The following is a 23,622-nucleotide window of genomic DNA, read 5'->3' on the forward strand; positions in this document are numbered from 1 at the left end:
ATCTGCAGGGCCGGCTGGATCTGGGCGCGTTCGTGACCGAGACCATCGCGCTGGACGAGGTGGAGAAGGCGTTCGAGCGGATGCATCACGGCGACGTCCTGCGCTCGGTGGTGATGCTGTGATGGCCACGCGCATCGAACACCTCGTCACTTCTGGCCAGTTCGCCCTCGACGGCGGCACCTGGGACGTCGACAACAACGTGTGGCTCGTCGGCAACGACCACGAAGTGATCGTCATCGATGCCGCCCACGACGCCGACGCCATCGCCGCCGCCGTGGGCGACCGCCGCCTCACCGCGATCGTCTGCACCCACGCCCACAACGACCACATCGGCGCCGCGCCCGCACTGGCCGACCGCACCGGCGCCACGATCTGGCTCCACCCCGACGACCTCCCGCTGTGGAAGCAGACCCACCGCGACCGCGAGCCCGACGCCCACCTCCAGGACGGCCAGATCATCGAGGCCTCGGGCGCCGACCTCGAGGTCCTGCACACTCCGGGGCACGCACCGGGCGCGGTGTGCCTGTACGACCCCGGTCTGGGCGTCGTCTTCACCGGTGACACCCTCTTCAAGGGCGGCCCCGGCGCCACCGGCCGCTCCTACTCCCACTTCCCGACGATCATCGAGTCGATCCGCACCCGTCTGCTGACCCTCCCACCCGAGACCAAGGTGCTCACCGGCCACGGCGACGGCACCACCATCGGCGCCGAGGCGCCGCACCTCCAGGAATGGCTCGACCGCGGCCACTGAGCCGGGAAAACTCGTGGTGAGGGGCGCGACGCGACCGTACGATCACGCCCCATGACCACCAACACGCTCGTGACCCTGCATGACGTACGCGTCCTGCGCTGCGCTCCCGACGGACCCGCCCTGGACGGCGAGAGCGCGGCGCTCGATCTGATCGGAGACGCGTTCGGGCAGGAGGCCGAGCTGGTCGTGGTGCCGGTGGAGCGGGTGGGCGACGACTTCTTCCGGCTGCGGTCGGGTGTGGCGGGCGCGGTCATGCAGAAGTTCGTCACCTACCGGCTGCGCCTCGCCGTCGTGGGTGACATCTCCCGGCACATCGCCGAGAGCTCGTCCCTGCGCGACTTCGTCCACGAGACCAACCAGGGCGGCCACATCTGGTTCCTGCCGACCTACGACGCACTCGACACCCGACTGCGCCCGCCCGGGTGACCCTGCCGGAAAAGGCGTCCCCCCACCCATAAAAGACGACAGAAGATGTCCGGCTTCCCCGGCACCCTCGAGAGCGACACCGCACACGCAGGCACGGGAGGCCGGACATGGCACAGTCGTTGAAGGACAAGGTCGCGCTGGTCGCCGGGGCGACACGGGGAGCCGGACGTGGCATCGCCGTGGAGCTGGGGGCGGCCGGCGCCACCGTCTATGTGACGGGACGCAGCACCCGCGCCCAGCGCTCGGAGTACGACCGCCCCGAGACCATCGAGGACACCGCCGACCTGGTCACCGAGGCCGGCGGCCACGGCATCGCGGTTCCCACCGACCACCTCGACCCGGCGCAGGTCCGCGCGCTCGTCGACCGCGTCACGAGGGAACAGGGCCGCCTCGACGTTCTCGTCAACGACATCTGGGGCGGCGAGAAACTCTTCGCCTGGGACAGCCCCGTGTGGGAGCACGACCTCGACAACGGGCTCAGGCTGCTGCGGCTCGCCGTCGAGACACACGCGATCACCAACCACCACGCCCTGCCCCTGCTGCTGCGCCGCCCGGGCGGGCTGGTCGTCGAGATGACCGACGGCACCGCGGACTACAACGGCGACCACTACCGCAACTCGTTCTTCTACGACCTCGCCAAGGCATCCGTCCTGCGCATGGCCTTCGCCCTCGGGCACGAACTCGGACCACGCGGCGCCACCGCCGTCGCGCTCACCCCGGGCTGGCTGCGTTCGGAGATGATGCTGGAGGCGTTCGAGGTGCGCGAGGACAACTGGCGCGACGCCCTGGAACGCGTCCCGCACTTCGCCATCTCCGAGACCCCCCGCTACGTGGGCCGCGCCGTCGCCGCCCTCGCCGCCGACCCGGACCTCGCCCGCTGGAACGGCGAGTCCCTCTCCGCCGGGCAGCTCGCCCAGGTCTACGGCTTCACCGACCTCGACGGCAGCCGCCCCGACGCCTGGCGCTACCTCGTCGAGGTCCAGGACGCGGGCAAGCCGGCGGACACGACCGGCTACCGCTGAGGCGGCATCGGGCCGGGCGCACCCGGACCGGCCGGCGCGCCCAGTGGCGTCAGAGGATCCGGGTGCGTCCCGTGACCGAGGTGGGCGGCGACCCGGTAGCCACCGTCACCGACTGGCCACCGTCACCGACGACTGCATCACGGCCCGCGCGCAGTCGAAGCGACACCGACATGGGTGCACGCCATCTGCCGGGATGATCGTCCCGGCACTACGGTGCGACGCATGACGGACATCACGCGCTTCTCAGGTCACACAGTCATGATCACCGGTGCGGCCCGCGGCATCGGCGCGGCCACCGCCCGCCGGTTCGCCGAGGAGGGCGCGCGGGTCCTGCTGACCGACCGGGACGGACCCGAGGTCGAAACGACGGCGGCCCGACTGCGGAAGCAGGGGCACACGGCACGGGCACGGGCGTGCGACGTGTCCGACGGCGCGTCGGTCGAGGAGGCCGTCGCCCATGCCGTCGACGTCTTCGGCGCCCTGGACGTCCTGGTGAACTGCGCCGCCTCCTGCACTCCCGACACCCCGCTCTTCGAGGACGGCCCCGACGCGGCTTGGGACCGCGACCTCGACATCACCCTGACCGGCACCTACCGCTGCTGCCGTGCCGCCCTTCCCCACCTCGCCACCACCGGCCGCGGCGCCATCGTGAACATCGGCTCCGTCAACGGCCTCCAGGACTTCGGCAACCACGCCTACAGCGCCGCCAAGGCCGGCCTCGGCTCCCTCACCCGCACCCTCGCCGGCCACGCCGCCGCCCGGGGCGTCCGCGTCAACCTGGTGACACCCGGCACGGTGCGCACCTCGGCCTGGGAGGGACGCGAGGAGGAGCTCGACGAGATCCGCAGCCTGTACCCCCTGGGACGGGTGGGCGAGCCCGAGGACATCGCCGCGGCCGTGGCCTTCCTGGCATCCGGTGACGCCGCCTGGATCACCGGCACCGCCCTCACCGTCGACGGCGGCCTCACCGCGGTCAACACCGGCTTCCGTACGGCGGTGCGGCACCCCGACGACGACTGAGGCGACCGCCCGGTCCGAGCCGGCTGCCCACCCCGCCCTCGGGACGCTCTCGGACCTCTTCGGGACGCCTTCCGGACGCCCTCGCACCCGGCGAAGTTCACCATTTGGTCACAGCCCGCCCCGGACCACAACCGACACCCCCGCATACGGGTCTACCTGGCAGAAGTCCACAGAACACGCTAGGGAAGGGCCCGGCCATGGGGGACATACGCAGACGGCGAGCCGTCGCACTCGGCATCACCGCGGGACTGGTCGCACCGCTCACCATGACGCTCGCCGCCGCACCGGCACAGGCGGCTCCGAGCTGCACCACCCAGACCGGCCCCTATCAGAAAAAAGTGGAGAAGTTCCTCGGCCGCCCGGTCGACGGCAAGCAGTCCACCGCCGACTGCAAGGCCATCCAGGCCTTCCAGACCAAGCACGGCATCACCCCCAACGCCGGCTACGCGGGACCCGTCACCTGGGGTGTGATGGACCTGATGAACAAGCAGAAGGCCGTCGGCAAGAACCCCAACAAGGACGGCAAGTGCCCCGTCAACAAGGGCCGTATCGCCTGTGTGAACCTCACGCTCCAGCTGAGCTGGATCCAGGACGGGAACAAGCTGGTGTACGGCCCCGTACCGGTGCGCACCGGCCGCAACGGCTACGAGACCCGCACCGGCCTGAAGAAGATCTACTGGCGCAACATCGACCACGTGTCGAGCATCTACGACGTGCCGATGCCCTACGCCCAGTTCTTCGACGGCGGCCAGGCCTTCCACCAGGTCGGCGTCAGCATGTGGAACCCGCCGGGCTCGCACGGCTGCGTCAACATGACCAAGACCGACGCGAAGAAGTACTGGTCGCTGCTGAAGAACGGCGACGACGTCTACGTCTACGGCCGCAAGCCGGGCACCTGACACGGCCGGCACTGGATGTGAACCCCAACGCCCCGCTCACCCTCGACGGGGAGCGGGGCAGCGCCGTCTCGCTGCTGACCATCCCCGGCATCCGCTACCAGATCCACGCGGCCACCGGCCACGACCGGACGTAAGAGGAGATTCTCGCCGGGGAGGGGGTCGGGCTCATGGACGTGATCAGCAACACGGTCCGTTAAGTCCGAATTGTGCGAGCTTACTCACAGCGCCTTCACCTCACCGGCCGTATGCTTCACAGCATGTCCACCACTGTTGAAATCGCCTCCGATCGATCGGCTGACGAGGTCAACGAGGAGATCCGGGCGCTGTGGCGCCGGTCGGGCGGGACACTGAGCGTCGAGCAGCGCGAGGAGTATCAGCGCCTCGTCATGGAGTGGGCCGCCGCGGTCCCGCAACCGGCGGCGAAGGCGGCCTGAGCACACGCCTCGGCGAAGTCCCGGTCACCCTCCTCGGCGCACCTCGCCAGGCATCGGAAGACCCTCCCGGGCACCCCTGAACCGACGGGTGCCCCCCACCACCGACCTCGGCCACACCCCACGGCCACCACGCCGCCGACCCCGGGGTGACAGGCCGGACCCGGTCACCCCCAGTTCGCCGAGTAGTACCGCCGGTACGCCTTGCGGTCCTGCTCGGCGCGGATGAACCGGGTCGCCACCAGCGCGACCAGACTGCCCGCGACGACCAGCAGACCAGGACCGACGTTCCGCGGGTCCGCGAGCCGCGACAGCAGCGTCGAGGCGTCCGTGCCCGTCATCGGGACCGACGAACCGGGCGAGGCGGCACCGGGCGCACCGGCGCCCTGCCCGGACGGCCCCGGCCCGACACCCTGCTGACCCGCGCCGTTCTGCGCCGCCACGATCAGCTTCATGTCGAGCGCGGCCAGCGCCTTCGTCACCGGCTGGAAGAACGTCGTACCCCCCGCGTTGCAGTCACCGCTGCCCCCCGACGTCACACCCAGCGCGATCCCCTCCGAGAACATCGGACCGCCACTGTCCCCCGGCTCCGCGCACACGTTCGTCTCGATCAGCCCCGTCACCGTCCCCTCGGGATAGTTGACCGTGGCGTTGAGCGCCGTCACCTCACCGTCGCGCAGCCCGCTGGTGCTACCGCTGCGGAACACCCGCTGCCCGACGGCGGGATCGGCGACGCCGGTGATCCGCACACCCTTGCCGTCCCCGATGGACACCACGTCGGCCCCCGCGCCCGCATCGCCGCTCGCGTACTGGACAAGGGAGAAGTCACCGCCGGGAAAGTTCTGCCCGATGGTCTGACCCAGCTGTTGGCGACCCCGGTTGTCGGCGAACCACACGGAGCCGTCCGGCCCGCAGTGCCCGGCCGTCAGGATGAAGTCGCGCTGCCCGTCGGTGACATTGAAACCGGCCGAACAGCGGCCCGCCGTCGACAGCATCGGCAGCGCGCCGTTGAGCCGCGTCGTGAACGTGCCCTCGGTGCGCTCCATGCGCACGAAGCCGCCGACGCCCTCCGCGAGCTCCGTCATCCGGGACCAGTCGGCCGCCGATACCGTGCTGTCGCCCCTGACGACCACCTCGTTGGCCCGGTAGTCCATGACCCACGCCGTGCCGGCCACACGCGGCGCCGAACGCAGCGCCGACGTGGCCGAGTTCAGCTCGTCCATGCTGTGGTCGACCATCTTCGCCCGTGCGCCCGCCTTGCGGACCTCGGCTGCCGCCTTGTCGTCGGTGACCGCGACGACCGGCTTGCCGTCGGCACCGAGCCAGCTGCCTGCCGTACGGGACGTGCCCAGGTGCGAGACGAGATCGCTTCCGGTGCCCGCGGCGGAGGCGGCGAACGTGCGTGGGACGGCGGAGGGGTCCGCAGGCTCGGCGGCCACCGCCCGGGTGACCATCGTCGCGCCGAGGAGGAGTCCGCCGACGGCCGCCAGCCGTGTCACTCGCCGGACGAGACGTCGTCGTGCGTGCCTCATGCATGGCTCCCGAACCAGTACAGCGCGGCGTCAACGCCGCGGGGCCCTCCCGTGGTTGAGCACCCTCTCTTCATACGTGGCCCGTGCCGTGCGTGTTCACCGCGACCGTGATCGTTCTTCCGCCGGCGACGGATCGGCGGGTCCGTCCGAGGACCGGCCCCCGACCCCGGGTCGGCGCCCCCGCCCCCACCGCCTGCACCCCGGCCACGCTTCCCGCCCGCGCTTCCACCCGCCTTTCCCGCCCGCGCCACCGCCGCCCTGCCCGCCTAGACTTCCGGCCATGGACGACACGTCGCTCGACCGGCTCGGCGCGGGCAAGTACCTGCTCATCACCACCTACCGCAAGAACGGCACGGGTGTCCCCACCCCGGTCTGGGTGGTCCGGGACGGGGACGCGCTCGGTGTATGGACGGTCGCCGACTCCTGGAAGGTCAAGCGCATCCGGGCCCGCGCGGACGTCCTCGTCGGACCGTGCGACCTGCGGGGCAACCCGACCGGCGAGCAGATCCCCGCCGACGCCGAGATCTGCGACGAGGCCACCAGCGCCCGATATCGCTCACTCATCGCCCGCAAGTACGGGATCACCGGCCGGCTCACCCTCCTCGGCAGCCGACTGCGCAGGGGCGTGAACGGCACCGTCGGCATCCGGGTGACACTCACGCCGAAGGGCTGAGCCACGCACGAGGCCGGCGCACGGTCCCGTCCCACGGTGGGATCGCAAGGTGGGATCGCCAAGTGGGATCGCACGGCGGGATCACACGGGTGTCGGCATCGGCACGGTGGCGGCACGGCGGCGTGGCCTCGACATGCCGTGCCGTGCACTGCTCCTGGCGTCACCGGGGGAGGCGGCCGACGCCGCCTCCCCCGGGCCTGCGGGTCAGGAGCCGTCCAGCACCGTGCCCGTCACCTCCGGCGCGCCGGGCTGCGGCTCGCCCAGCTCGTTCTCCAGCCGGAACCGCACCGACTCGGTCGGCTCGTCCACCCGGTCCGCGAGCGTCGGCAACTCCACCACCGTGCTCGTCTCCCCCGGATCGACGGCCGCCCAGAGATAGAAGCCGTCCAGGCCGGACAGCGGACGCTCCGGCACCGGGGACACGCCCGCCTGCGCCTCCAGCCAGGCCGGGTCGACGTCCTTCGTCGACAGCTCCTTGCCGCCACTGACCGGCAGCGCCAGGAACTGCCCGCCGACCTCCGCGTCGGCCACCGCGGACAAGGACAGGCGCCACTTCAGAGGCTTGCCCTCGGTCACCCGGCCGGCGACCGGAGTCACGGTGAGCGACGGCATCGGGTCGTCGTCCTGCACGTGCACCCCGCCGTAGTGGGAGCCCACGACAGAGGTGCGCACGGCCTTCACGAACACGTCGTGCCCCACGTCGTAGCCGTAGCGGTCATTGCCCTCGACCCGCACCGGCACGTCGAGGTCGTGCGTGCCGGGCCGGACGGTCATCAGCCGGTCCGTGACCTTGCCCGTGTCCGGGTCGACGACATAGAGCCGCACCTGCCCGCTGCCCTGCCCCGAGACCCGGACCGGCACTTGGTACGTCCTGAGCCCCGCATCCCCTTCCTTGACGGTCAGCCGGCCGACATCGACCCGGGGCAGAGGAGCTTCCCGCACGTCCGGAGTACCCGGCCGCCAGCTCCAGGCATCCATCAGCCAGGCCCGCCCCGAGCCGGAACGCGGCGTCAGCGTCAGGGACTTGATGCGCTTCAGGTCGACGACGGCCGCGTCGTCGGCCCCGACCGGCACGCGCACCTCGCGCGCCCAGTACGACGCCGTACGGTCCGTCCCCGGCAATCCGTCGAACTCGGCCCGGCCGAGGTTGCGCTGCCGTCCGGCGGTGTCGGTGACGGCTACGTCCAGCCGCGTTCCGGTGGTGTTCGGCGGCACGATGACACGCAGCGCCAACGCCTTCGCACCCGTCAGGGACAGCGGCCGGTCGGGACGTATGCGCACGGGGTGTCCCGCCTCGGACCAGCGCAGCGCGACGGCACGCCGGCCGGACTCGCGGTCCGTCTCCCACGGCGCGAAGTGCGGGGAGGACCCGGCCCGTTCCGAGGACAGGCACGCCTTGGCCGTCGAGGGATCCACGGCCGAGCACAGCCGGCCCCCACGCACCGCCACCTTGCCGTCCGGCAGGAACCCGGCGCCCCGACGCGCGCCCACCGCGTGGGCGAGAACGCGCGCCGGATCGGCCGAGGGCGCGCGCCGGCCCGTTCCGTCGAGCAGCCGTCGCACCCGGTCGTCCCCGGCGACGAACAGCCTTGCCGCCGCCGCGATGTAGGTGGCGCCGGCCTTGTGCTGCTGGCCGCCGGTGAGCCGGGTACGGGCACCGGGGGAGCAGACCGGGTCGGGCTGTTCCTCGTCGTGCCAGAAGTCGTCGTCCGCGGGCGCCTCGGCCTGCCCCGGTGTCCACTCGCTGTTGAAGAAGTTGTGGTTGGCGCCGACCATGTACACCGCGCTGTGCAGCGCCGCTCCTCGGCTCACGCCCCGGGTGCCGTCGACGTACACCTCACCCTGAAGATCGGAGACGTCGCCGTCACAGCCCGGCAGGATCGTCAGCGAGGGCACGTCGGCGACGGGGTTCTGGCCGAAGATCGTCGGGCCGATGAGCACGGTGCCGCGGATGTGCCAGCGCACGGGGCCCCGGTAGCCGTCCTGGTCCGGCGGCGGCGGGTAAAGGCTGTCCATCGCGGCCCGGTTGACCCCTTCACCACCCCGCGAGTGTCCCACCAGCAGAACCTGGGACGTATCGGCCTTCGGTGCCTTCCGTACGGCCGCAGGGGCCGTGTCCGAGCGGGCGGACCAGTCGGCCCAGCGGGCGAGGTGCTGACGCACGAGCGAGGAACGGGCCTGGGCGCCGCCGTCGGACGACTGCCCGTCCTGCGCGTTGATGCCGTTGGCCGAGACGGACACGGTCACATAACCCTGGGATGCCAGCAGTCGCTGGTCGCGCAGGTAACCCCGGTGGCTGGGCACAGACTTGGCGCCGGCCGGGCAAGGCCAGTCGCCGGTGATCTCGCCCTGCGGGGTGTAGCAGGTGGCGTGGCGGCCATGCAGGAACAGGGCGAGCGGCCGGGGGCCGTCGGCGTCCTCGGGCGCCACCACCACGGCCCGCATCTCGACCGGTTCGGCGAGCCCGGGAAGCCGTACCGGATCGAGGTCGTACTCGCCCGTCACGGTCCGGTACGCGCCCGGCTTGCCGGGGTCCACCTCGTTGGCCGGCAGCTGCCGCGGCACGGTCACCGCGGAGCGGGAGCGGGGGCCGCCGGCCGGTTCCGGCGCGTCCAACCGGCGCCCCGCGGCCCGTACTTGCAGGTCCCGCACCGAGTCCAGCCGGACCCCCGCCAGGCCGAGCCGGAAGGTGCGGCCGTCCTTCGCCTGCGCGGGACGGCCCAGCAGCCGGTCACCGGCGTAGAACTCCACACGGGCGTCGCCCATGGGCACCGGTTCGTCCGACCGCCAATGAAGCTTGCGCTCGGGCCCCTCACCGGCGATGCCCCAGTTCGCCGGCAGACCCTGGTTCGCGTCGGACGGGCCCCGCGACGGCCCTGCGTCCGAGGCCGGTTGGGCCTGAGCCCACCCTGGCGAGGCCCCCATCACCGCGAGTAACGCCACCGCGGTGACCCATATTCGCCGGGCACGGATCACGTACCCCTCCTTCTGCCCGCCCCAGGACCGCCCCGGGGCTCTCACTCCGGGAGGACGGGAGGAGGTGTCTGTGCGTTGCCTGTGCGGGGAGGGGAGCGTGGGGGGCGGTGGGATTTGGCGTGATCAAGGGGGACGGGCAGGCCGGTGAGTTGCGGGAGTTGTCGGTCTCGGGGCGAGAGCGGCTCAGGCGGCCGGGGGAGGGTGCCTCAGGCGGGCAGACGACGAGGCGGCCGGGGGAGAGTGCCTCAGGACGGCAGACGACGGCGGCTCAGGTCCATGCGCGGTAGGGCTCGTCCACCAGTTGGAACACCGGCTCGCCCCGGACGGGGTCCTTCGCCGTGGACAGCCGGACCCGGTCGCCGCTGTGGATGCCTATGGGCGGGCCCATCACCCGGCCGCGCACGACGAACCCCTCGGCCATCTCGACGAGCGACACATTGCGCGCCGCGGGGGTGTTGCGGTGGACCACCGTGGAATGCCGGACGGTCCCCACGCCCTCGCTGCGCTCCGTACGCAGATCACTGCCCTGACACACCGGACACAGCAGCCGGTGGTACATGGCAGTGCCGCACCAGGTGCAGCGCTGGAAGTGCATGGCATCCGTGTCCGGGGCCCCGGGATCGAGGACACCGACCCCGAAGCCGACGGCCTGACGAGCAACGGTTCCTGAGTGGTGGTACACGCTGTCAACTCCCTGCGCTCGGCCGGAATCCCACGTGCGCGGGTCATCCGTGCACGCACGTGCGCGGTTCACGTGCCACCGTGCACGCCCACAGAGTATGGCACTCAGTGCCACAGGTAAAGGCACTCCGTACCCTGAATATGGGGTGAGTGCGTCGGCACAGAAGCCGGGGGGGCGACATGCAAGTCGGTGTCGGCATGCAGGGCGGTGGTCGGCGCGCCGGTCAGTCCCGCCCGAGTGTGGTCTCGATCTCCTGCACGACCCGCCAGAGCGGAGCGCCCCGCCGGGACACGACCACCACCACGTCGTCGGGCTGTCCGTCACCGGGCGGACTCGGGGGAGGGGCGGCACCGAAGGCGGACTGCACATACCCCAGGGCGTGGTCCACCGCGGCGCTCGCGTCGCCCTGTCCGTCCGAACGCAACCAGGAACGCAGCGCATTGTTGTGCGCCGCGACCACGGCGGCGGCGATCACGTCCGCCTGCAGGGTCCCGTCCCGCCGGCCGGCGAAGCACTCGCGCAGGTACTCGGCCAGGGCGCGCTCGTAACGCCACACCACGGACAGCTCGTAGGCACGCAGACCCGGCACCTGCTTGGTGAGCCGGTAGCGCTGCACGGAGAAGGTCGGGTTCTCCGCGTACATGAGCAGCACCAGCCGGGCCGCGTCACACACCCGGCGCACCGGCTCGTGCTCCTCGCCGCTCGCTGCCAGGAAGGCCGTCATGTCGGCGAGGCACCGCTCGTGGTCGGGGAAGACCACGTCCTCCTTGGACGGGAAGTAGCGGAAGAACGAACGCCGCCCCACACCTGCGAGCGCCACGATGTCATCGACCGTCGTCTGCTCGTATCCGCGCTCCAGGAACAGCTGGAAGGCCGCCGCGACCAGGGCGTCCCGCATCGGAGGCTTGGCCGTCACGGCCTGCGCATTCTCGTCACGGCCGGGTGTCGCGTTGCTGGAGCTCATGGACGGGAACGTAGCACCAGAGTGGGCGTCGGTGGCACTCAGTGCTGCACCTGAGGGAACTGAGTGCTTTGCTCGGCTCTCGCCGGTTCGGTCGAGTGGGGTCGGTGCTGGGGTGGCCCGGCGAGGTGAGAGGAGGGGTCAGGCTCGCAAGAGCAGTGGACGACGGGCCTGTGACCTGGGACGTCCCCAGGTTTGTCCGGTGCTTGCGGAGCCCGTACGATCGGCTGCCGCCCCAGCCGAGGAGCCCCGCATGCCACCCGTGAGACCCCGGATCCTGTACGTCACCGACCTCGCCTACCAGGCCCGCGGGCGCCGCTACTGCGACGAGGACATCTTCCTCACCTCCCGGCTGCGCGACGAGTTCGATCTCGCCCTGTGCCACCCCCGGGACGCGGCAGCGCTCATGGACGCCTTCGACGCAACCGTCGTCCGCAACAGCGGCCCGGTGCTCACCTACCAGGAGGCGTACGACGACTTCCGCCGGCGCGCGATCTCCTCCGGGGCGCGCGTGTACAACCCGCTGACCGGCAAGGCCGACATGGCGGGCAAGCAGTACCTCCTCGACCTGACCGCATCCGGTCACCCGGTCATCCCCACGGTGGACCGCGCCGAGGATCTGCATCTGCTGCCGGAAGTCGACCGTTATGTCGTCAAGCCGAAACTCGGCGCCGACTCGATGGGGCTGCGGATCGTGTCCGCACAGGGCGCACGCGACCTGGTCACCGAGGACCTTTTGGTCCAGCCGCGCGTCGACTTCGCCTACGAGGTCTCCTTCTACTTCGTCGACCACGACTTCCAGTACGCCCTGTATGCGCCGCACACCGACGGCCGCTGGCGGCTGGAACCGTACGCACCCACCGACGCCGACCTGGCGTTCGCCCGGCGCTTCATCGACTGGAACGGCCTCGACCACGGCATCCAGCGCATCGACGCCTGCCGCGCTCCGGACGGTGAGCTGCTCCTGGTCGAGCTGGAGGACCTCAACCCCTATCTGTCCCTGGACGCCCTCGACGACACGCGAAGGGACGCCTTCGTCGACGCGATGAAGGCGTCCTTGCACGGATTCCTCGCCGCCGAGGCATGACCGGGCGCGGCGCGCATCCGCCCGTTCCAGGTGAGCCTCAGGCTCCTCCGCGTCCGCAGGTCGATGGACATCTGGGGAGCGCTGAACCCGCGGAAGGGCAACCCCGTATCTCTGCGTGGGGATGGCAAAGCCCAACTCCTCGTGCACAGGGTGCACAGGACGGAAGGAGAGCGGTGTGCCCACACGGCCCGATCCCGAGCGACCCGACGAGGAACCAGCCCGGGAGTCCGCCCTGGAGCCGGCCCTGGAGCCGATCCACGTCCTGCGACCGCGCCGCACCGACGCCCTCGCGGAACTGTTCAGGGAAATCGAGCAGGACGGCGGCAACTACGAGACGGTGCCTCTGCCCAGCACCCCCGCCGTGCCCGAGGTTGCTGCCTGCTTCGACGCCGAGGACGAGACACAGGAACTCCCGCCCGTCGCCGCACCCCGCCCCCGGCTGCGCCGCACGACCGTCGGTGTCGTCGTGGCGGCAGCCGCGGTCGTCGGCTTCGGCGGCGCTCTCCTGCTCCCGGACCGAGGCGCAGACCCGTCGGCCGCGGCGCCGGACCGATCCTCGACCGACTCAGGAGCCGCCGCAGGTTCCGACCGGACCGACCCGGCGGACCCGACCACCCCGACCGACCCGGGCGATCCCGGCGCCGGCGCTCCCGGTGCCCCGCCCCCCGCCTGCACCGCGTCCTACCGAACGGTCACCAGCTGGCAGGGCGGCTATCAGGGCGAGGTCACGGTGACCAACGCGCCCGCCGCTGCCGCCTCGGGCTGGACCGCCACCGTCGTACCGACCGAGGGCGCTCGCCTCACCCAGGTCTGGGACGGCACGCTCGACAGCACCCGGTCGGGCGCAGCCACCGTCGCCAACGCGTCGTGGAACGGTGTGCTGGAGCCGGGAGCGAGCGTCACGTTCGGGTTCATCGCCGACGCGTCCGCGTCGACCGGCACCCCGTCGGCGACGGTCACCTGCGCGGCCACGGCGGAGGGCGCCTGACACCTGATGCGCCCGGCGTGCCGGACGTTTGTACCCATGCCGGGGGATACCCAGTCGAGCCGTGCTCGTGGGACATTGGGGCACCGGCCGGGCGCGAGCAGGGCGCCGGCCGCGGGGGATGGGGGACCGACCTGTGGAACCAGTGTCTGTGGTGCTCACCGCGTTGGCGGCCGGTGCCGTCGTCGGGCTCAAGGAGACGGTGGGCTCGGCCGTCCAGGACGCGTACCAGGCGTTGAAGGGCCTGGTGACGAGGCGTGTCGCGGACCAGCCGCTCGGTGACCGGCTCGTGGAGCAGTACGAGAGCGAACCGGCCGTCTGGGAGGCGCCTCTTCGGCAGGCGCTGCTCGCGGCCGAGGCGGAGAAGGATCCCGAAGTGGTCGCGCTGGCACGGCGGTTGCTGAAGCTGGCCGACGAGAGCGGGGCCGGAGCCGGCGGCAGGTACTCGGTCGCGGTGGACGGAAATGTGCAGGGTCTCGTGCAGGGGGATCACGCGAAGGTCGACATGAGGTTCCACGAGCCTCCGCAGGGCTCGTAGCCCGGTGGGGGAGCGGGCATGGCCGACGGGAGCAATTCGTACGCGCCCCGGTTCGGCGAGACGCGGGGCGTCGTCGTCGGCGAGGGCAACACGGTCGTCCAGCAGTTCGTCACGGGAATCGACCGCCTGCCGACCCGGTACGACACGAGGATCTCCAACTTCCTGACCGCCTATCTGGGGACGTCACGCAGCCCCAGGCCGTTCGGTGGCCGCGACGCGGACCTCGCGCGCCTCGACGACTGGCTCGAGGACGCCACGCAGAAGCCGTACCTGCTGCTGTGCGCTACGGGCGGACGCGGCAAGTCCGCGCTGCTCGTGCACTGGTCGCGCGGCTTGCTCGCCCGCGCGCACACCGACGTCGTGTTCGTCCCGGTGAGCATCCGCTACCGCACGAATCTCCCCACCGTCTTCTTCCCGGCACTGGCGGCCCGCCTCGCCGCGGTGCACAACGAGGACCCGCCGTCCGGAGCCGATCGCTCACCCGATGTCTGGGAGGGCGTCGTGGCGGACTACCTGGCGCGGGTTCCGCCGAAGGACAACCTCGTGGTCGTGCTCGACGGCCTGGACGAGGCGGCGAACTGGGAACTGGGCCCGCATGTGCTGCCGGCGGACCCACCGCCGGGGCTGCGGGTGGTCGTATCGGCGCGGACCACCGCCGAGCGTTCCGAGGGCACGGACTGGCTGGAGGCGCTCGAATGGGAGTCCGCGGGTCTCGGCACGGCCTTCCGCCTGGACGGCATCTCGCGCGACGGTATACGTGACCTCGTCACCGCTCTGCCCATGACTGCCCAGGACCCGCCGGACCCGCCCGAACCGGACGTCCTCGTCGACGAGTTGCACCGGCTGACCGAAGGTGATCCGCTGCTCCTCGGCGAACACCTTCGTGACCTGCTGGACCGTTCCGGGTCCCTGACGGCCCGGGCCGACACGCTGCGCGCGCTGCCCGCCGGACTGGACGGCGTGTTCACACGCTGGTGGCGCGACCAGCGGGAGCTGTGGCAGAGCCGCTACGGATCCCTCGGCGTGCACGCGGTCGAGGCACAGGTGAAGACCCTGATGGCGGTGTTCTCCCAAGCGCTGGGCCCGCTGCGCAGAGAGGATCTGGCTCAGCTCGATCCCGGTGTCGACGGCGCCGTCGTCGAGACCGCCCTGGCCGCTCTCGACCGCTTCCTCGTGGGCGAGGGCACCGACCACGGACATGTGCTCAGCCATCCTCGGCTGGCCGAGCACTGGGCGGCGCGCGAGATGAGCGAAGCGCAACGCCAGGCGATGCAGGCCAGGTTCACCGACTGGGGACGGAAGGTGAACGGCGCACTGGACGACGGCTCTCTGCCACCGGCCGCGGCCCCCGCCTATGTGGTGCAGTACCTCGCCGCACATCTGAACCGTACGCGAGCCCCGTCGGCCGACTGGCTGACGCTGCTCTCCCCGGGACGGCAGCAGGCGTGGACCGCCCTCGACGGAACCTACGCCGGGTTCCTCACCGACGTGCACGCCTGTCGCGAGGTGCTGCGCCGGGCGGACGCCGAGGCGCTGGACCGGGCAAGGGCTCTCCCTCATCTCGCTGACGACGTGCTGTGCGCTCTCATCGACAGCAGTGTCGGCGACGAGACGCGCGGCATCTCCCCCGAACTGCTGGGCGCACTCGTCCGCCACGGAAAGTGGACCCCGGTGCAGGCCCTGGTGTACGCCCGCCGCACCGATCCCGCACACCGCCCTGCCGCTCTGCTGGCCGTGGCCGCGGAGCAGAGCGGGGCGGAGCGACGGGACAGCGTGGTGGAGGCGTTGCGCAGTGCGGCGAAGGGGCGGGGGCGGGGAGAGGTGGGCGCGGATGCCCTGGCGGCGGTGGTGGCACGCGCCGTCGAGTTGGGGGAGGCCGCTGCGGCTGCGGAGTACGCCGTCGATGTTCTGGGCGACCTGTCGCCCCCCGTGGCCGCCGCCCGAGTGATCCCGTATCTGACCGCCGAGCAGCGCGCGGAGTGCTTCGGCTCACCGGAGGAGGTGCTCAGGCAGGCCGCGGTCGCGGCCACCTTCTCGCCGGACGGCCGTGTTCCCGGGCGGGTCGCCGTGCTTGCGATGCTCCTGCCGTTCCTGGCAGAGAGCGAACGTCGTGCCGCCCGGGTGGTCCTGCGTGAACTGCTGGCGGGCGTGCGGCCCCATGCCATGCCCGAGCTCGCGGCGACCGTGGTCGAACCGCTCCTGGCGGACCTGGTGATGCTGGCACGGACCACCAGCGACGACGGTCCGCTCACGGTGAATGTGTTCGGCGCCGTGGCGGACCGGCTGCCCGACGCACTGCGGACCATGGCGGTGACGGACGCGGTCGCGGTCGCGCTGGACGGTGACCGGCGACACGGCCGCTGGCTGCCCTGGGGAACACGTGCGGTCGTGCTCGACGACCTGATGGACGTGCTGCCTCCCGAACTGCATGCACGGGCCCTGGAGACAGCGCTGTCGGCATCCGGCGACGTCGACAGGACCGAATGCCTACTGAGTGTGCTCCCCCATCTCACCGGCGAACTGCATGCCGAGGGGGTCACCGCGGCGAGGGCGCTGCCCTGCGCGGCTGCACGCACGCTCGCCCTGGCCCGGGCGACGCCCCGCGCGCCGGAGGAGCAGGCGGCCGGCCTCGCTCGTGAGGCACTGGCAACCGCACGGGAAGCGGGAGACCTCGACGCCTGGGCAGCGAATCTACGCCTGGTGGCCCCCGCACTGGACGATACGGAACTGACCGCGCTGGCCCAGGAGGCCCTCCGGGAGACGGAAGGAACCCGGGCGGTCCTGGCACTGTGGGGCATCGGAGTGGAACTGTGCACCCGAGGACGCTTCCACGAGGCCTTCTCCGCGGTGCAGAACATGGCCGACGGGCACGATCGCATCGCCGTGCTCATGGGGCTGGCATCCGACACGACCGGCGAGGACCACGAGACCTTGGTGAAGGCCGTGGCGGCCACGGCCGGCGAACTTCCCGACGCCGGCCTCGTGCACGTCCTGGCCCGGCACCAGGAGTCCATGGACGCACGACTTGCCGCCGCCCTCCTGGACCGGGCCCTGGCCGTCCCGGATCCGCGGCTGCGCTCCGTCGCCCTGCGCGCCGTACTGTCGTCCCTGCCCGGACCCCTGGACGACGAGGTGCGGGACCGTGTGATCGACTGCGCGGTCGAAGCGAACGGCAGCGTCCGGCTGTTCGCGGCGCTCGCCCGCCTCGGTCATGCGGAAGAGGCTCTCGCGGCCTGCGAGACGATGGACCTGCCCTGTGCCTCGTACGAGAACGTCGTCACCGCACTCGTGCCCCATCTGGCCGGGGAGCGGATGCGCGACGTACTCGCGCGGGTGTTCGATCATGTGCGGGCGGAGCCGTTCGAGCGCGACCGGACCCGGTCGATGGGGGAGACCACCACGATCGCGCTTGCCCTGAACGGACGTGCCCCCGGAGCGCGGGTGCTCACAGCGCTGGCGCGCAGGAGTGCGCAGACCGGCCGGCTCGGGCTCGTCGAGGACATCATGGGCTCCGTCGGCCTTGGCTGGCCGCCCGAGGACCGGCTCAGATGGATCTCGGACGTGGTGCCGTACCTGTCCGAGGAGGAACAGCGCCGGTGGGCGGCCCGCCTCCCCGGGCTCGCCAACCGGTCGGGCGTCGTGCACGACCTGCTGGAGCAGATCTTCCGCACGCTCCCCGCCGCGGTGATGACCTCGTTGTACAGGCCCGCCGGCGCGGCGGATCCGGACGACGGAGCGCGGACCGAGCTGACATTGCCCGGTGTGGCATTCCTTGCCCCTTGGCTGCCCGAACCGTTTCGAGGCCAGGCCCTGGACGAGGTGTGGCAACAGGCGAACGCGCACAGCGATGCCGACTTACGGGCACGTGTGCTGCGCTCCGTGGTCGTCCACCTCGATCCCGGCCGACGCGCCGAGGCGTGCGCGGAGCTGCTCGAGCGGGTGGCCGATGCCCCGTTCACGCCGGCTTCGCCCCGCGGCACCGGCATCCGGATCGGCCCGCTCGCGCCCCATCTGACCGAAGCACAGGTCCGCCGCTTCCTCGCTAACGAGTGGGTCGAGGGTCTGGTGGGGGCGGACCTGGTGGCACTGCTGCTGCGTCTGTCGCAGCTCGACGGCCTGCAAGAGGCCGTGTCCCGCGCACGGTCACTGCGGCGCGAGGGCGTGCTGACCCGGTGGGACGAACAGGCGCTGCTCGTGCGCATGGCCGACGGCGCGGACACGCACAGCCGCCGGGCCGGTCTGGAGCGTGCGTTGTTGGACGCCCGGACGATCGGGGACGGCACGGACGTACTGCGGCTGATGACCCGGCTGGCCGGAATGCCGGGGTCCGGAGAGCGCGAGGGCCTGGTCCATGAGTGCCTGCGCACCTACCGGAAGCTCACGGCCGCGGACATACCGGGTGACCTCGGTCTGTTGCTGAAGTCCGTCCTGCCGTTCCTGGACCGTGCGGCCCAGCGAGGGCTGCTGGAGGAGACGATCGAGACGCACGGCGCCGCCCTGTTCGCCAGTGGCGTGGCGAGCCAGGTCATCGGGGTCGCGGCGGCCACCGGCCACGGGGAACTGGCTCTGCGTACGGCCGCCTGCGCACCGCCGGGCACCGCCTGGGACGAGGAGACGGTGGCGGCGTTGGCCGGCCTGCCCGAGGACTTGGTGGACCGGGCGGTGGAGACTGCGCTCGAGTTGGCCCGCACCGACGCCGACGGACTCCCGATACCCCTGCTGTGCGGCCTGGCTGCCCGGTTCCCCGGCAAGCGGCGCGAGCAACTGGCGCGGCATGTGCTGGACATGGTCGAGAACTCCGCTTTCCCTCTCGACCTGGGCACGGTTCTCGGCCTTCTGCCGCCCCTGTCCCGGGACGTGACCCGTCGGTTCGAGAAGCTGGTCGCCGAGCGGGCCCGCTGGGAACGCGGCCACCTGCTCGCCGGGCTCGCACCCTCGATGACGACGCGTCGGCTCCAGAGTGCTCTGCGGGAGAGCCGCTCGTTCCTCCGTGAGGAGACGCTCACCGCCCTCGAAGGCCTGCTTCCGGAGCTGTGCCGACGGGGCCGCGTGCAGCAGGCCATGAAGATCTTCGACGCCCAGACCGGCAGTGGGCAGGACACGAGCAGACTGATCCGGGTGCTGACCCCGGTGGTTCCGCCCGACAGGATTCCCGTACTCATCGAGTCCTTGCGGCGCTTTCGGTACACCAAGTCGCGCGAGGGGCCGCTGTTGGCGCAGTTGGCGCTGCGTGCACCCGAGTCGGTGCTGGATTCCCTGGAGGAAGACGCGCGGTCCATGGTCGGCCATGGCAGAAGCCATCTGCTGGCGGCGCTCGCCCGGCGGGCGGACGGAGCGCGCAGCGCGGAACTGGTCCGGCGCGCCGTGGACGAGACGACGGCGCCCCACCGTGCGCCCCACACACGCGAGGCGACCACAGCTCTCCTGGGGGCGCTCGCCGACGCGGCGGATCTGATGGAGCCGGACGCTCTCGCCGACACCCTGCTCATGACGGCCCGCCACTTCTCCCCACGGGTGACTCAGAACCGTGACCTGTACCCTCACCTGGCCGAACTGGGCGCCGCGGTGGCACACCTGAGGCGGGACGAGCAGTACGAAGTCGTACGGCTCTTCCTCGACGGCACCGCCGACGCCCCGCGCAGAGGTGTACTGGCCGTACTCGGTGAACTCGTGCCGGCTCTCGTGACGCTGGGCGGTCCGGAAAGCACCGGGCGCGTGCTGGACGCACTTCTAGATGTGCAGCGCCGCTGGCCCTGAGTACAGTCGTACGGTTCGGGCTCGAACAGTCGGCAAAAAGTGGTTGAGTCGGCGGTGGCCTGGGCCGATGTGCGTCACGATGGGACGGTCGGCATGCCGCCCGCGCACTGCTCCGAACCAAAGGTCCCGCCGATGAACGCCTCTCGCATCCCCGGCCTCGTGCTGCCCGTCCTGTTTCTGCTCGCCTTGACCATCGGCCTGTTGTGGTACCTGAGACACCGCGGCGACTGAACGCACTCAGCGGATCGTGCTGCGCTGGGCCAGGGCCTGTGACACCGCACGGACGCTGCGCGCGATGTGCTGAAGCTGCATGACCTCCGCCGCGTACATCTTGATGGTGTGCTCGATGACCGACTCGGGCATGCCGAGCGCGGGCAGGTCGGCGCGGGCGGTCTGCAAGGCGGTGCGTGCGACCCGGATCTCGTTCTGGACCTGTATCTGGGCGTGGCGGGCGAGCAGCACGGGGTGGCGGATGAGTGCGGGGTAGCTGGCGTAGCGGGCCGGCACCAGTTCCCGCAGCCACTTGGCGGCCGATCGCTCCCAGTCGTACGAACCGGGGGTCTTGACCTGGCACGGCCAGTCCGGGGTGATGCGCGTGGTCGTCAGGGGCATGGTCCATCGCTTCCGGGTGTGCGGCGTCGTTCAGGGTGTCCGACGGAGTCGGGGCGGCCCCGGCCTAGGGGATGACCGGGGCCGCCGCCACGGGCGCTCGCGCATGCGATGCCCGACCGAACAACGCGGGCGCCGACGCGGGTAGGAGACGGCGGCTGCGTTGCCCGTTGAGGAGCCCGGAAGGCAGACGGCATTCGCACGACGGATGGGGTGACGTGCGCATGAGCGGACCGGCTGCTTTCTGCGGGCGGATGTTGCGTGTGCAGTATTTATATATGCCGTCCGCTTTGCAAGACGTATGAAAACATTCATGCGCGCTTTGAAGTGAATAGTGCCCTTGTGTGGCGGTTTGACGTGTGGAGAGATGCGTCCTGATGTGAGGGCGCGGTGAAGATTCAGTCTCGGAGGAAGAACTGGTGCTGGTCGGAGATGTGCTCGTACTCCTCCAGCCGCGCCTGCGTCCGCTCAGGGTCGGCGTCGGTCATGGCCTGGAGCAGCGCCGAGGCCATCACGCCGGGCGCGGCGTAGGAGTCGAAGACCAGCCTGGAGCCCGTGCCGGTGGCGAAGACGACGTCGGCCGTGTCGGCCACCGGTCCGAGCGCCAGGTCGGTGACCAGGGCGACCCGCAGTCCGGCGCTGCGCGCGACCCGTACCGCGGTGAGCGTCTCCTGGGCGTGCCGGGGCATGGAGAACGCGAGGACCCAGGTGCCGCCGGCCTCGCGGGACTGGAGCAGCGCGTCGTAGGCGACGCTGCCGCCCCGGGTCACCAGCCGCACATCCGGGTGGATACGGCGAGCCGCGTAGGCGAAGTACTCGGCGAGCGAGCCGGAGATGCGCAGGCCGAGGATGGTCAGCGGCGTCGACTGGGAGAGCTTGCGGCCGATGTCGATCACCTGGTCGGGGTCGGCGAAGTCGCGCCGCAGGTTCTCCAGGTTCTCGATCTCGGCGTCCACCGCGGACTGCAGCTCGTTGGCGCCGTTCTCCTCGGCGGGCGCCGGGCCTCCGGCGAGGGCGCCCAGGGCGATCGCCTGGAGCCTCTCGCGTAGCGCGGGGTAACCGCTGAAGCCGACCGCGCCGGCGAACCTCGTCACCGAGGGCTGGCTCACGCCCGCCCGCTCCGCCAGATCGGTGATCGAAAGGAACGCCGCCTCGGTGATGTGCTCGATCAGATACTGGGCGATGCGTCGCTGCCCAGGCGACAGTCGCGGCTGATCGAAAAGTGCCCTGAGCTGGGACGTCGGGGATGCCTCGACCTCCGGGACCGACTTGCCCGAGGTGATCGCGGATGCCTGCGCACGTGCCTGCTGGGACGATGGCACCGGTGTGCCTCCTTTGTCTCCCACAGTGCTTCAACATAGCTCACACACTGTGGTGACCAGGTGCGCTCCGACGGTCGACGCTCAACGGCGATAGATCGTGATCGAATGACCGACCGTGTCGATCGGACGACTGCTGTCGATCAACTCGGCCAGCCGGCCGGTCGCCTTGGCCGCGGAGGAGTCCGACACCACGAGCAGTCCGCGCACCTCACGGGCGGGCACCTTGCGCGGGTCGGAGGCGCTGATGCCGTAGGCCGACGGCACTCCGCTGCCCTTGTACACCAGCCAGATCCGCTCACCCCGGTACCGGTCGCGCAGCCGGTCGGCCAGCCGGCCCAGATCCTGGCCCCAGTCCACGTTGGAGTCGTGCAGCCGCAGACGCGTCTGCGCCGGACCGCCGAACGCCTCGTTGGAGTACGGCAGATAGTAGGGACAGGTTCGCACCGAGCTGACCACGACGAACAGCACGAGCGCCGCCACCGTGACCGGCGCCCACCGCCGCCGCACCCCGAGTACACAGCCCGCCGCCACCGCCAGGAACAGCGGCACGAACACGGCGTACCGCACACCGAAGTCCCGCGACCCCAGCATGGCGGCGCCGAGCAGTACGGCCGTGGGGATCAGCAGATAGGGCGCCGCGGGCCGCAACCGACGCACGGACGTCACGGTGACGGCGCCCGCCGCCCACAGGGCCAGCATGCCGAGCGGCGTCTTCACCAGCAGCGCGGCCGGCAGGTAGTACCAGAGCGACCCGGTGTAGAGGCGTCCGAAGAGAAAGCCCTGCCACGGGTGGTTCTCGAACGCGAACTGGATCCGCATGCCGTCCCGGTACGCCTCCGGGAAGGGCAGCAGGTCCACGGCGACTCCCCGCAACCCGTGCACGACGGGTACCGGCTGCTCCGGCGTCCAGCGCAGCCGCGGATCGACCATCAGATAAGAGGCCCATACGACGGCGACCGCGGCCAGCGCCAGGACGCCCGCACCCGCGAACGCGCGCACGAGCGTTCGGCGGCGGGACTCGCCGGACTCCCTCGCCCACCACATGGACAGCGCCGCGAGAGCCATGAGTACCGGGACCGCGGCCAGCATGCTCATCTTCGTCGCCAGGGCGGCCCCGAGCGCCACCCCGGCGAGCGGCACGGCGGGCGGTACGCCGAGGCGCGCGGCGCTCGACAGGGAGAGGGGCAGGGAGAACGGCCCAGAAAATGGCAGGGAAAAGGGGGAGGAGAACGGCGGACGCGGGCGGGGCCGGCGGCGGGCCCGCCACAGCAGCCACACCGACGTCAGCACGAACCCGGCCGCCGGCACGTCCAGCGTGGCCAGCGAACCGTGGGCGATGACGTCGGGGGAGAAGGCGTACAGGCACAGTGCCGCCAAACCGGCCGCTGTGCCCGCCAGTTCACGGGCGAAGGCAAAAACGATCAGACCGAACAACATGGTCAGAACGATCACGGGGAGGCGGGCGAAGAGCATCAGCCGCCAGGGATCGTTCCCGGACTCGTACAGCAGATGGCGTCCGAGGGCGCCCTGATCCCCCTCGAAGGACGGGTCGACATGAGGGTCGGCCAGGGCGACCCCGGCTCCGATGACCAGCTTTCCGAGCGGGGGATGCTCCGGGTTGTGGCGCAGACGGTGCTCGTGCAGATACTCGGCCGCCGTGCCCACGTACACGGGTTCGTCGATCGTCGGCGTCTGCTGCACCGCGGTCGTCACCATGGCGACGGCCATCTGACCGAGCAACAGGAGCACGAGAAGCGGCACGATCAGGCGCTCGCCGGACCGCCACGACCGCCACGACCGCCACGACCGCCGCGTGCCGGGGTTGCCCACGGCCCCGGCCTCCGAGGTTTCGGGCGTTGTCGGGCCAGGAACCGAGTGCTGTTCGAGCGTCATCGTCCGCTCCGCGGCGCCGTCGCCCCCGCGGCAGCGGAAACTGATCCCGAGCCGGCCC

The 23,622-nt window shown here is 71.3% G+C and carries 18 protein-coding genes and 2 pseudogenes; 13 read left to right on the forward strand and 7 right to left on the reverse strand.

From position 1 onward, the window contains the following. From ACHBTE_RS14385 to ACHBTE_RS14420, 8 genes and pseudogenes are all read left to right on the forward strand, one after another. Positions 1–122: pseudogene (locus ACHBTE_RS14385) on the forward strand (S-(hydroxymethyl)mycothiol dehydrogenase); the annotation flags it as partial. Beyond that, on the forward strand, positions 122–751 hold the full coding sequence (locus ACHBTE_RS14390) for an MBL fold metallo-hydrolase (protein ID WP_394724182.1): 630 nt from the start codon (positions 122–124) through the stop codon (positions 749–751). The pseudogene ACHBTE_RS14385 and the gene ACHBTE_RS14390, both read left to right, overlap by 1 nt. A gap of 51 nt (positions 752–802) precedes the next feature. Then, positions 803–1,177 (forward strand): DUF4180 domain-containing protein, encoded by a 375-nt coding sequence (locus ACHBTE_RS14395; RefSeq protein ID WP_394724183.1) that lies wholly within the window; start codon positions 803–805, stop codon positions 1,175–1,177. Between the two features lie 107 nt (positions 1,178–1,284). Further along, positions 1,285–2,199 (forward strand): SDR family oxidoreductase, encoded by a 915-nt coding sequence (locus tag ACHBTE_RS14400; RefSeq protein WP_394724184.1) that lies wholly within the window; start codon positions 1,285–1,287, stop codon positions 2,197–2,199. A 222-nt stretch (positions 2,200–2,421) separates the two neighbouring features. Continuing rightward, on the forward strand, positions 2,422–3,219 hold the full coding sequence (locus tag ACHBTE_RS14405; RefSeq protein ID WP_394724185.1) for an SDR family NAD(P)-dependent oxidoreductase: 798 nt from the start codon (positions 2,422–2,424) through the stop codon (positions 3,217–3,219). Between the two features lie 197 nt (positions 3,220–3,416). Continuing rightward, positions 3,417–4,118, forward strand: a complete 702-nt coding sequence (locus tag ACHBTE_RS14410; protein ID WP_394724186.1) for a L,D-transpeptidase family protein — start codon at positions 3,417–3,419, stop codon at positions 4,116–4,118. A gap of 3 nt (positions 4,119–4,121) precedes the next feature. Further along, a pseudogene (locus ACHBTE_RS14415) lies at positions 4,122–4,249 on the forward strand (MarR family transcriptional regulator); the annotation flags it as partial. A gap of 114 nt (positions 4,250–4,363) precedes the next feature. Further along, on the forward strand, positions 4,364–4,552 hold the full coding sequence (locus tag ACHBTE_RS14420; RefSeq protein ID WP_394724187.1) for a hypothetical protein: 189 nt from the start codon (positions 4,364–4,366) through the stop codon (positions 4,550–4,552). A 164-nt stretch (positions 4,553–4,716) separates the two neighbouring features. On the opposite strand, the gene ACHBTE_RS14425 is transcribed toward ACHBTE_RS14420, so the two are convergent. Continuing rightward, positions 4,717–6,081, reverse strand: a complete 1,365-nt coding sequence (locus tag ACHBTE_RS14425) for a S1 family peptidase (protein ID WP_394724188.1) — start codon at positions 6,079–6,081, stop codon at positions 4,717–4,719. A 280-nt stretch (positions 6,082–6,361) separates the two neighbouring features. Between ACHBTE_RS14425 and ACHBTE_RS14430 the strand changes: the two genes are divergently transcribed. Next, positions 6,362–6,754, forward strand: a complete 393-nt coding sequence (locus ACHBTE_RS14430) for a PPOX class F420-dependent oxidoreductase (protein WP_394724189.1) — start codon at positions 6,362–6,364, stop codon at positions 6,752–6,754. 204 nt (positions 6,755–6,958) lie between these two features. Here the strand turns inward: ACHBTE_RS14430 and ACHBTE_RS14435 are convergent, their stop codons facing one another. From ACHBTE_RS14435 to ACHBTE_RS14445, 3 genes are all read right to left on the reverse strand, one after another. Then, a complete protein-coding gene (locus tag ACHBTE_RS14435; RefSeq protein WP_394724190.1) occupies positions 6,959–9,730 on the reverse strand; it encodes a hypothetical protein in 2,772 nt (923 codons plus the stop codon). A 268-nt stretch (positions 9,731–9,998) separates the two neighbouring features. Beyond that, on the reverse strand, positions 9,999–10,412 hold the full coding sequence (locus ACHBTE_RS14440) for a Zn-ribbon domain-containing OB-fold protein (RefSeq protein ID WP_394724191.1): 414 nt from the start codon (positions 10,410–10,412) through the stop codon (positions 9,999–10,001). Positions 10,413–10,635: 223 nt separating this feature from the next. Further along, positions 10,636–11,376 (reverse strand): TetR family transcriptional regulator, encoded by a 741-nt coding sequence (locus tag ACHBTE_RS14445; RefSeq protein WP_394724192.1) that lies wholly within the window; start codon positions 11,374–11,376, stop codon positions 10,636–10,638. 250 nt (positions 11,377–11,626) lie between these two features. Between ACHBTE_RS14445 and ACHBTE_RS14450 the strand changes: the two genes are divergently transcribed. The 4 genes from ACHBTE_RS14450 (at position 11,627) to ACHBTE_RS14465 (ending at position 19,740) form a co-directional block, all read left to right on the forward strand. Continuing rightward, the gene (locus tag ACHBTE_RS14450) at positions 11,627–12,460 is read left to right on the forward strand and encodes a hypothetical protein (RefSeq protein WP_394724193.1); all 834 of its coding nucleotides are present in this window, start codon (positions 11,627–11,629) and stop codon (positions 12,458–12,460) included. A gap of 175 nt (positions 12,461–12,635) precedes the next feature. Beyond that, a complete protein-coding gene (locus tag ACHBTE_RS14455) occupies positions 12,636–13,448 on the forward strand; it encodes a cellulose binding domain-containing protein (protein ID WP_394724194.1) in 813 nt (270 codons plus the stop codon). A gap of 133 nt (positions 13,449–13,581) precedes the next feature. After that, entirely contained in the window at positions 13,582–13,983 is a 402-nt protein-coding gene (locus ACHBTE_RS14460) for a hypothetical protein (RefSeq protein WP_394724195.1), read from the forward strand. Between the two features lie 18 nt (positions 13,984–14,001). After that, positions 14,002–19,740: a hypothetical protein gene (locus tag ACHBTE_RS14465; protein ID WP_394724196.1), complete on the forward strand. Its 5,739-nt coding sequence runs from the start codon at positions 14,002–14,004 to the stop codon at positions 19,738–19,740. A gap of 237 nt (positions 19,741–19,977) precedes the next feature. Here ACHBTE_RS14465 and ACHBTE_RS14470 read toward each other — a convergent pair whose 3' ends face one another. The 3 genes from ACHBTE_RS14470 to ACHBTE_RS14480 form a co-directional block, all read right to left on the reverse strand. After that, entirely contained in the window at positions 19,978–20,352 is a 375-nt protein-coding gene (locus ACHBTE_RS14470; RefSeq protein WP_394724197.1) for a hypothetical protein, read from the reverse strand. Between the two features lie 395 nt (positions 20,353–20,747). Further along, entirely contained in the window at positions 20,748–21,671 is a 924-nt protein-coding gene (locus ACHBTE_RS14475) for a MurR/RpiR family transcriptional regulator (protein ID WP_394724198.1), read from the reverse strand. An 81-nt stretch (positions 21,672–21,752) separates the two neighbouring features. After that, complete coding sequence (locus ACHBTE_RS14480; protein WP_394724362.1) at positions 21,753–23,399, reverse strand: phospholipid carrier-dependent glycosyltransferase; 1,647 nt, start codon at positions 23,397–23,399, stop codon at positions 21,753–21,755. Between the last annotated feature and the right edge of the window lie 223 nt (positions 23,400–23,622).

It is taken from the genome of Streptomyces sp. M41, assembly GCF_043673425.1.
Lineage (GTDB): Bacteria > Actinomycetota > Actinomycetes > Streptomycetales > Streptomycetaceae > Streptomyces.

What these genes read in the sequence shown, in the direction of transcription:
- ACHBTE_RS14410 (WP_394724186.1), top strand. Translation starts at nt 3,417, where the DNA reads ATGGGGGACATACGCAGACGGCGAGCCGTCGCACTCGGCATCACCGCG.
- ACHBTE_RS14450 (WP_394724193.1), top strand. Translation starts at nt 11,627, where the DNA reads ATGCCACCCGTGAGACCCCGGATCCTGTACGTCACCGACCTCGCCTAC.
- ACHBTE_RS14420 (WP_394724187.1), top strand. Translation starts at nt 4,364, where the DNA reads ATGCTTCACAGCATGTCCACCACTGTTGAAATCGCCTCCGATCGATCG.
- ACHBTE_RS14400 (WP_394724184.1), top strand. Translation starts at nt 1,285, where the DNA reads ATGGCACAGTCGTTGAAGGACAAGGTCGCGCTGGTCGCCGGGGCGACA.
- ACHBTE_RS14445 (WP_394724192.1), bottom strand. Translation starts at nt 11,376, where the DNA reads ATGAGCTCCAGCAACGCGACACCCGGCCGTGACGAGAATGCGCAGGCC.
- ACHBTE_RS14390 (WP_394724182.1), top strand. Translation starts at nt 122, where the DNA reads ATGGCCACGCGCATCGAACACCTCGTCACTTCTGGCCAGTTCGCCCTC.
- ACHBTE_RS14480 (WP_394724362.1), bottom strand. Translation starts at nt 23,399, where the DNA reads ATGGCCGTCGCCATGGTGACGACCGCGGTGCAGCAGACGCCGACGATC.
- ACHBTE_RS14430 (WP_394724189.1), top strand. Translation starts at nt 6,362, where the DNA reads ATGGACGACACGTCGCTCGACCGGCTCGGCGCGGGCAAGTACCTGCTC.
- ACHBTE_RS14470 (WP_394724197.1), bottom strand. Translation starts at nt 20,352, where the DNA reads ATGCCCCTGACGACCACGCGCATCACCCCGGACTGGCCGTGCCAGGTC.
- ACHBTE_RS14405 (WP_394724185.1), top strand. Translation starts at nt 2,422, where the DNA reads ATGACGGACATCACGCGCTTCTCAGGTCACACAGTCATGATCACCGGT.
- ACHBTE_RS14425 (WP_394724188.1), bottom strand. Translation starts at nt 6,081, where the DNA reads ATGAGGCACGCACGACGACGTCTCGTCCGGCGAGTGACACGGCTGGCG.
- ACHBTE_RS14465 (WP_394724196.1), top strand. Translation starts at nt 14,002, where the DNA reads ATGGCCGACGGGAGCAATTCGTACGCGCCCCGGTTCGGCGAGACGCGG.
- ACHBTE_RS14395 (WP_394724183.1), top strand. Translation starts at nt 803, where the DNA reads ATGACCACCAACACGCTCGTGACCCTGCATGACGTACGCGTCCTGCGC.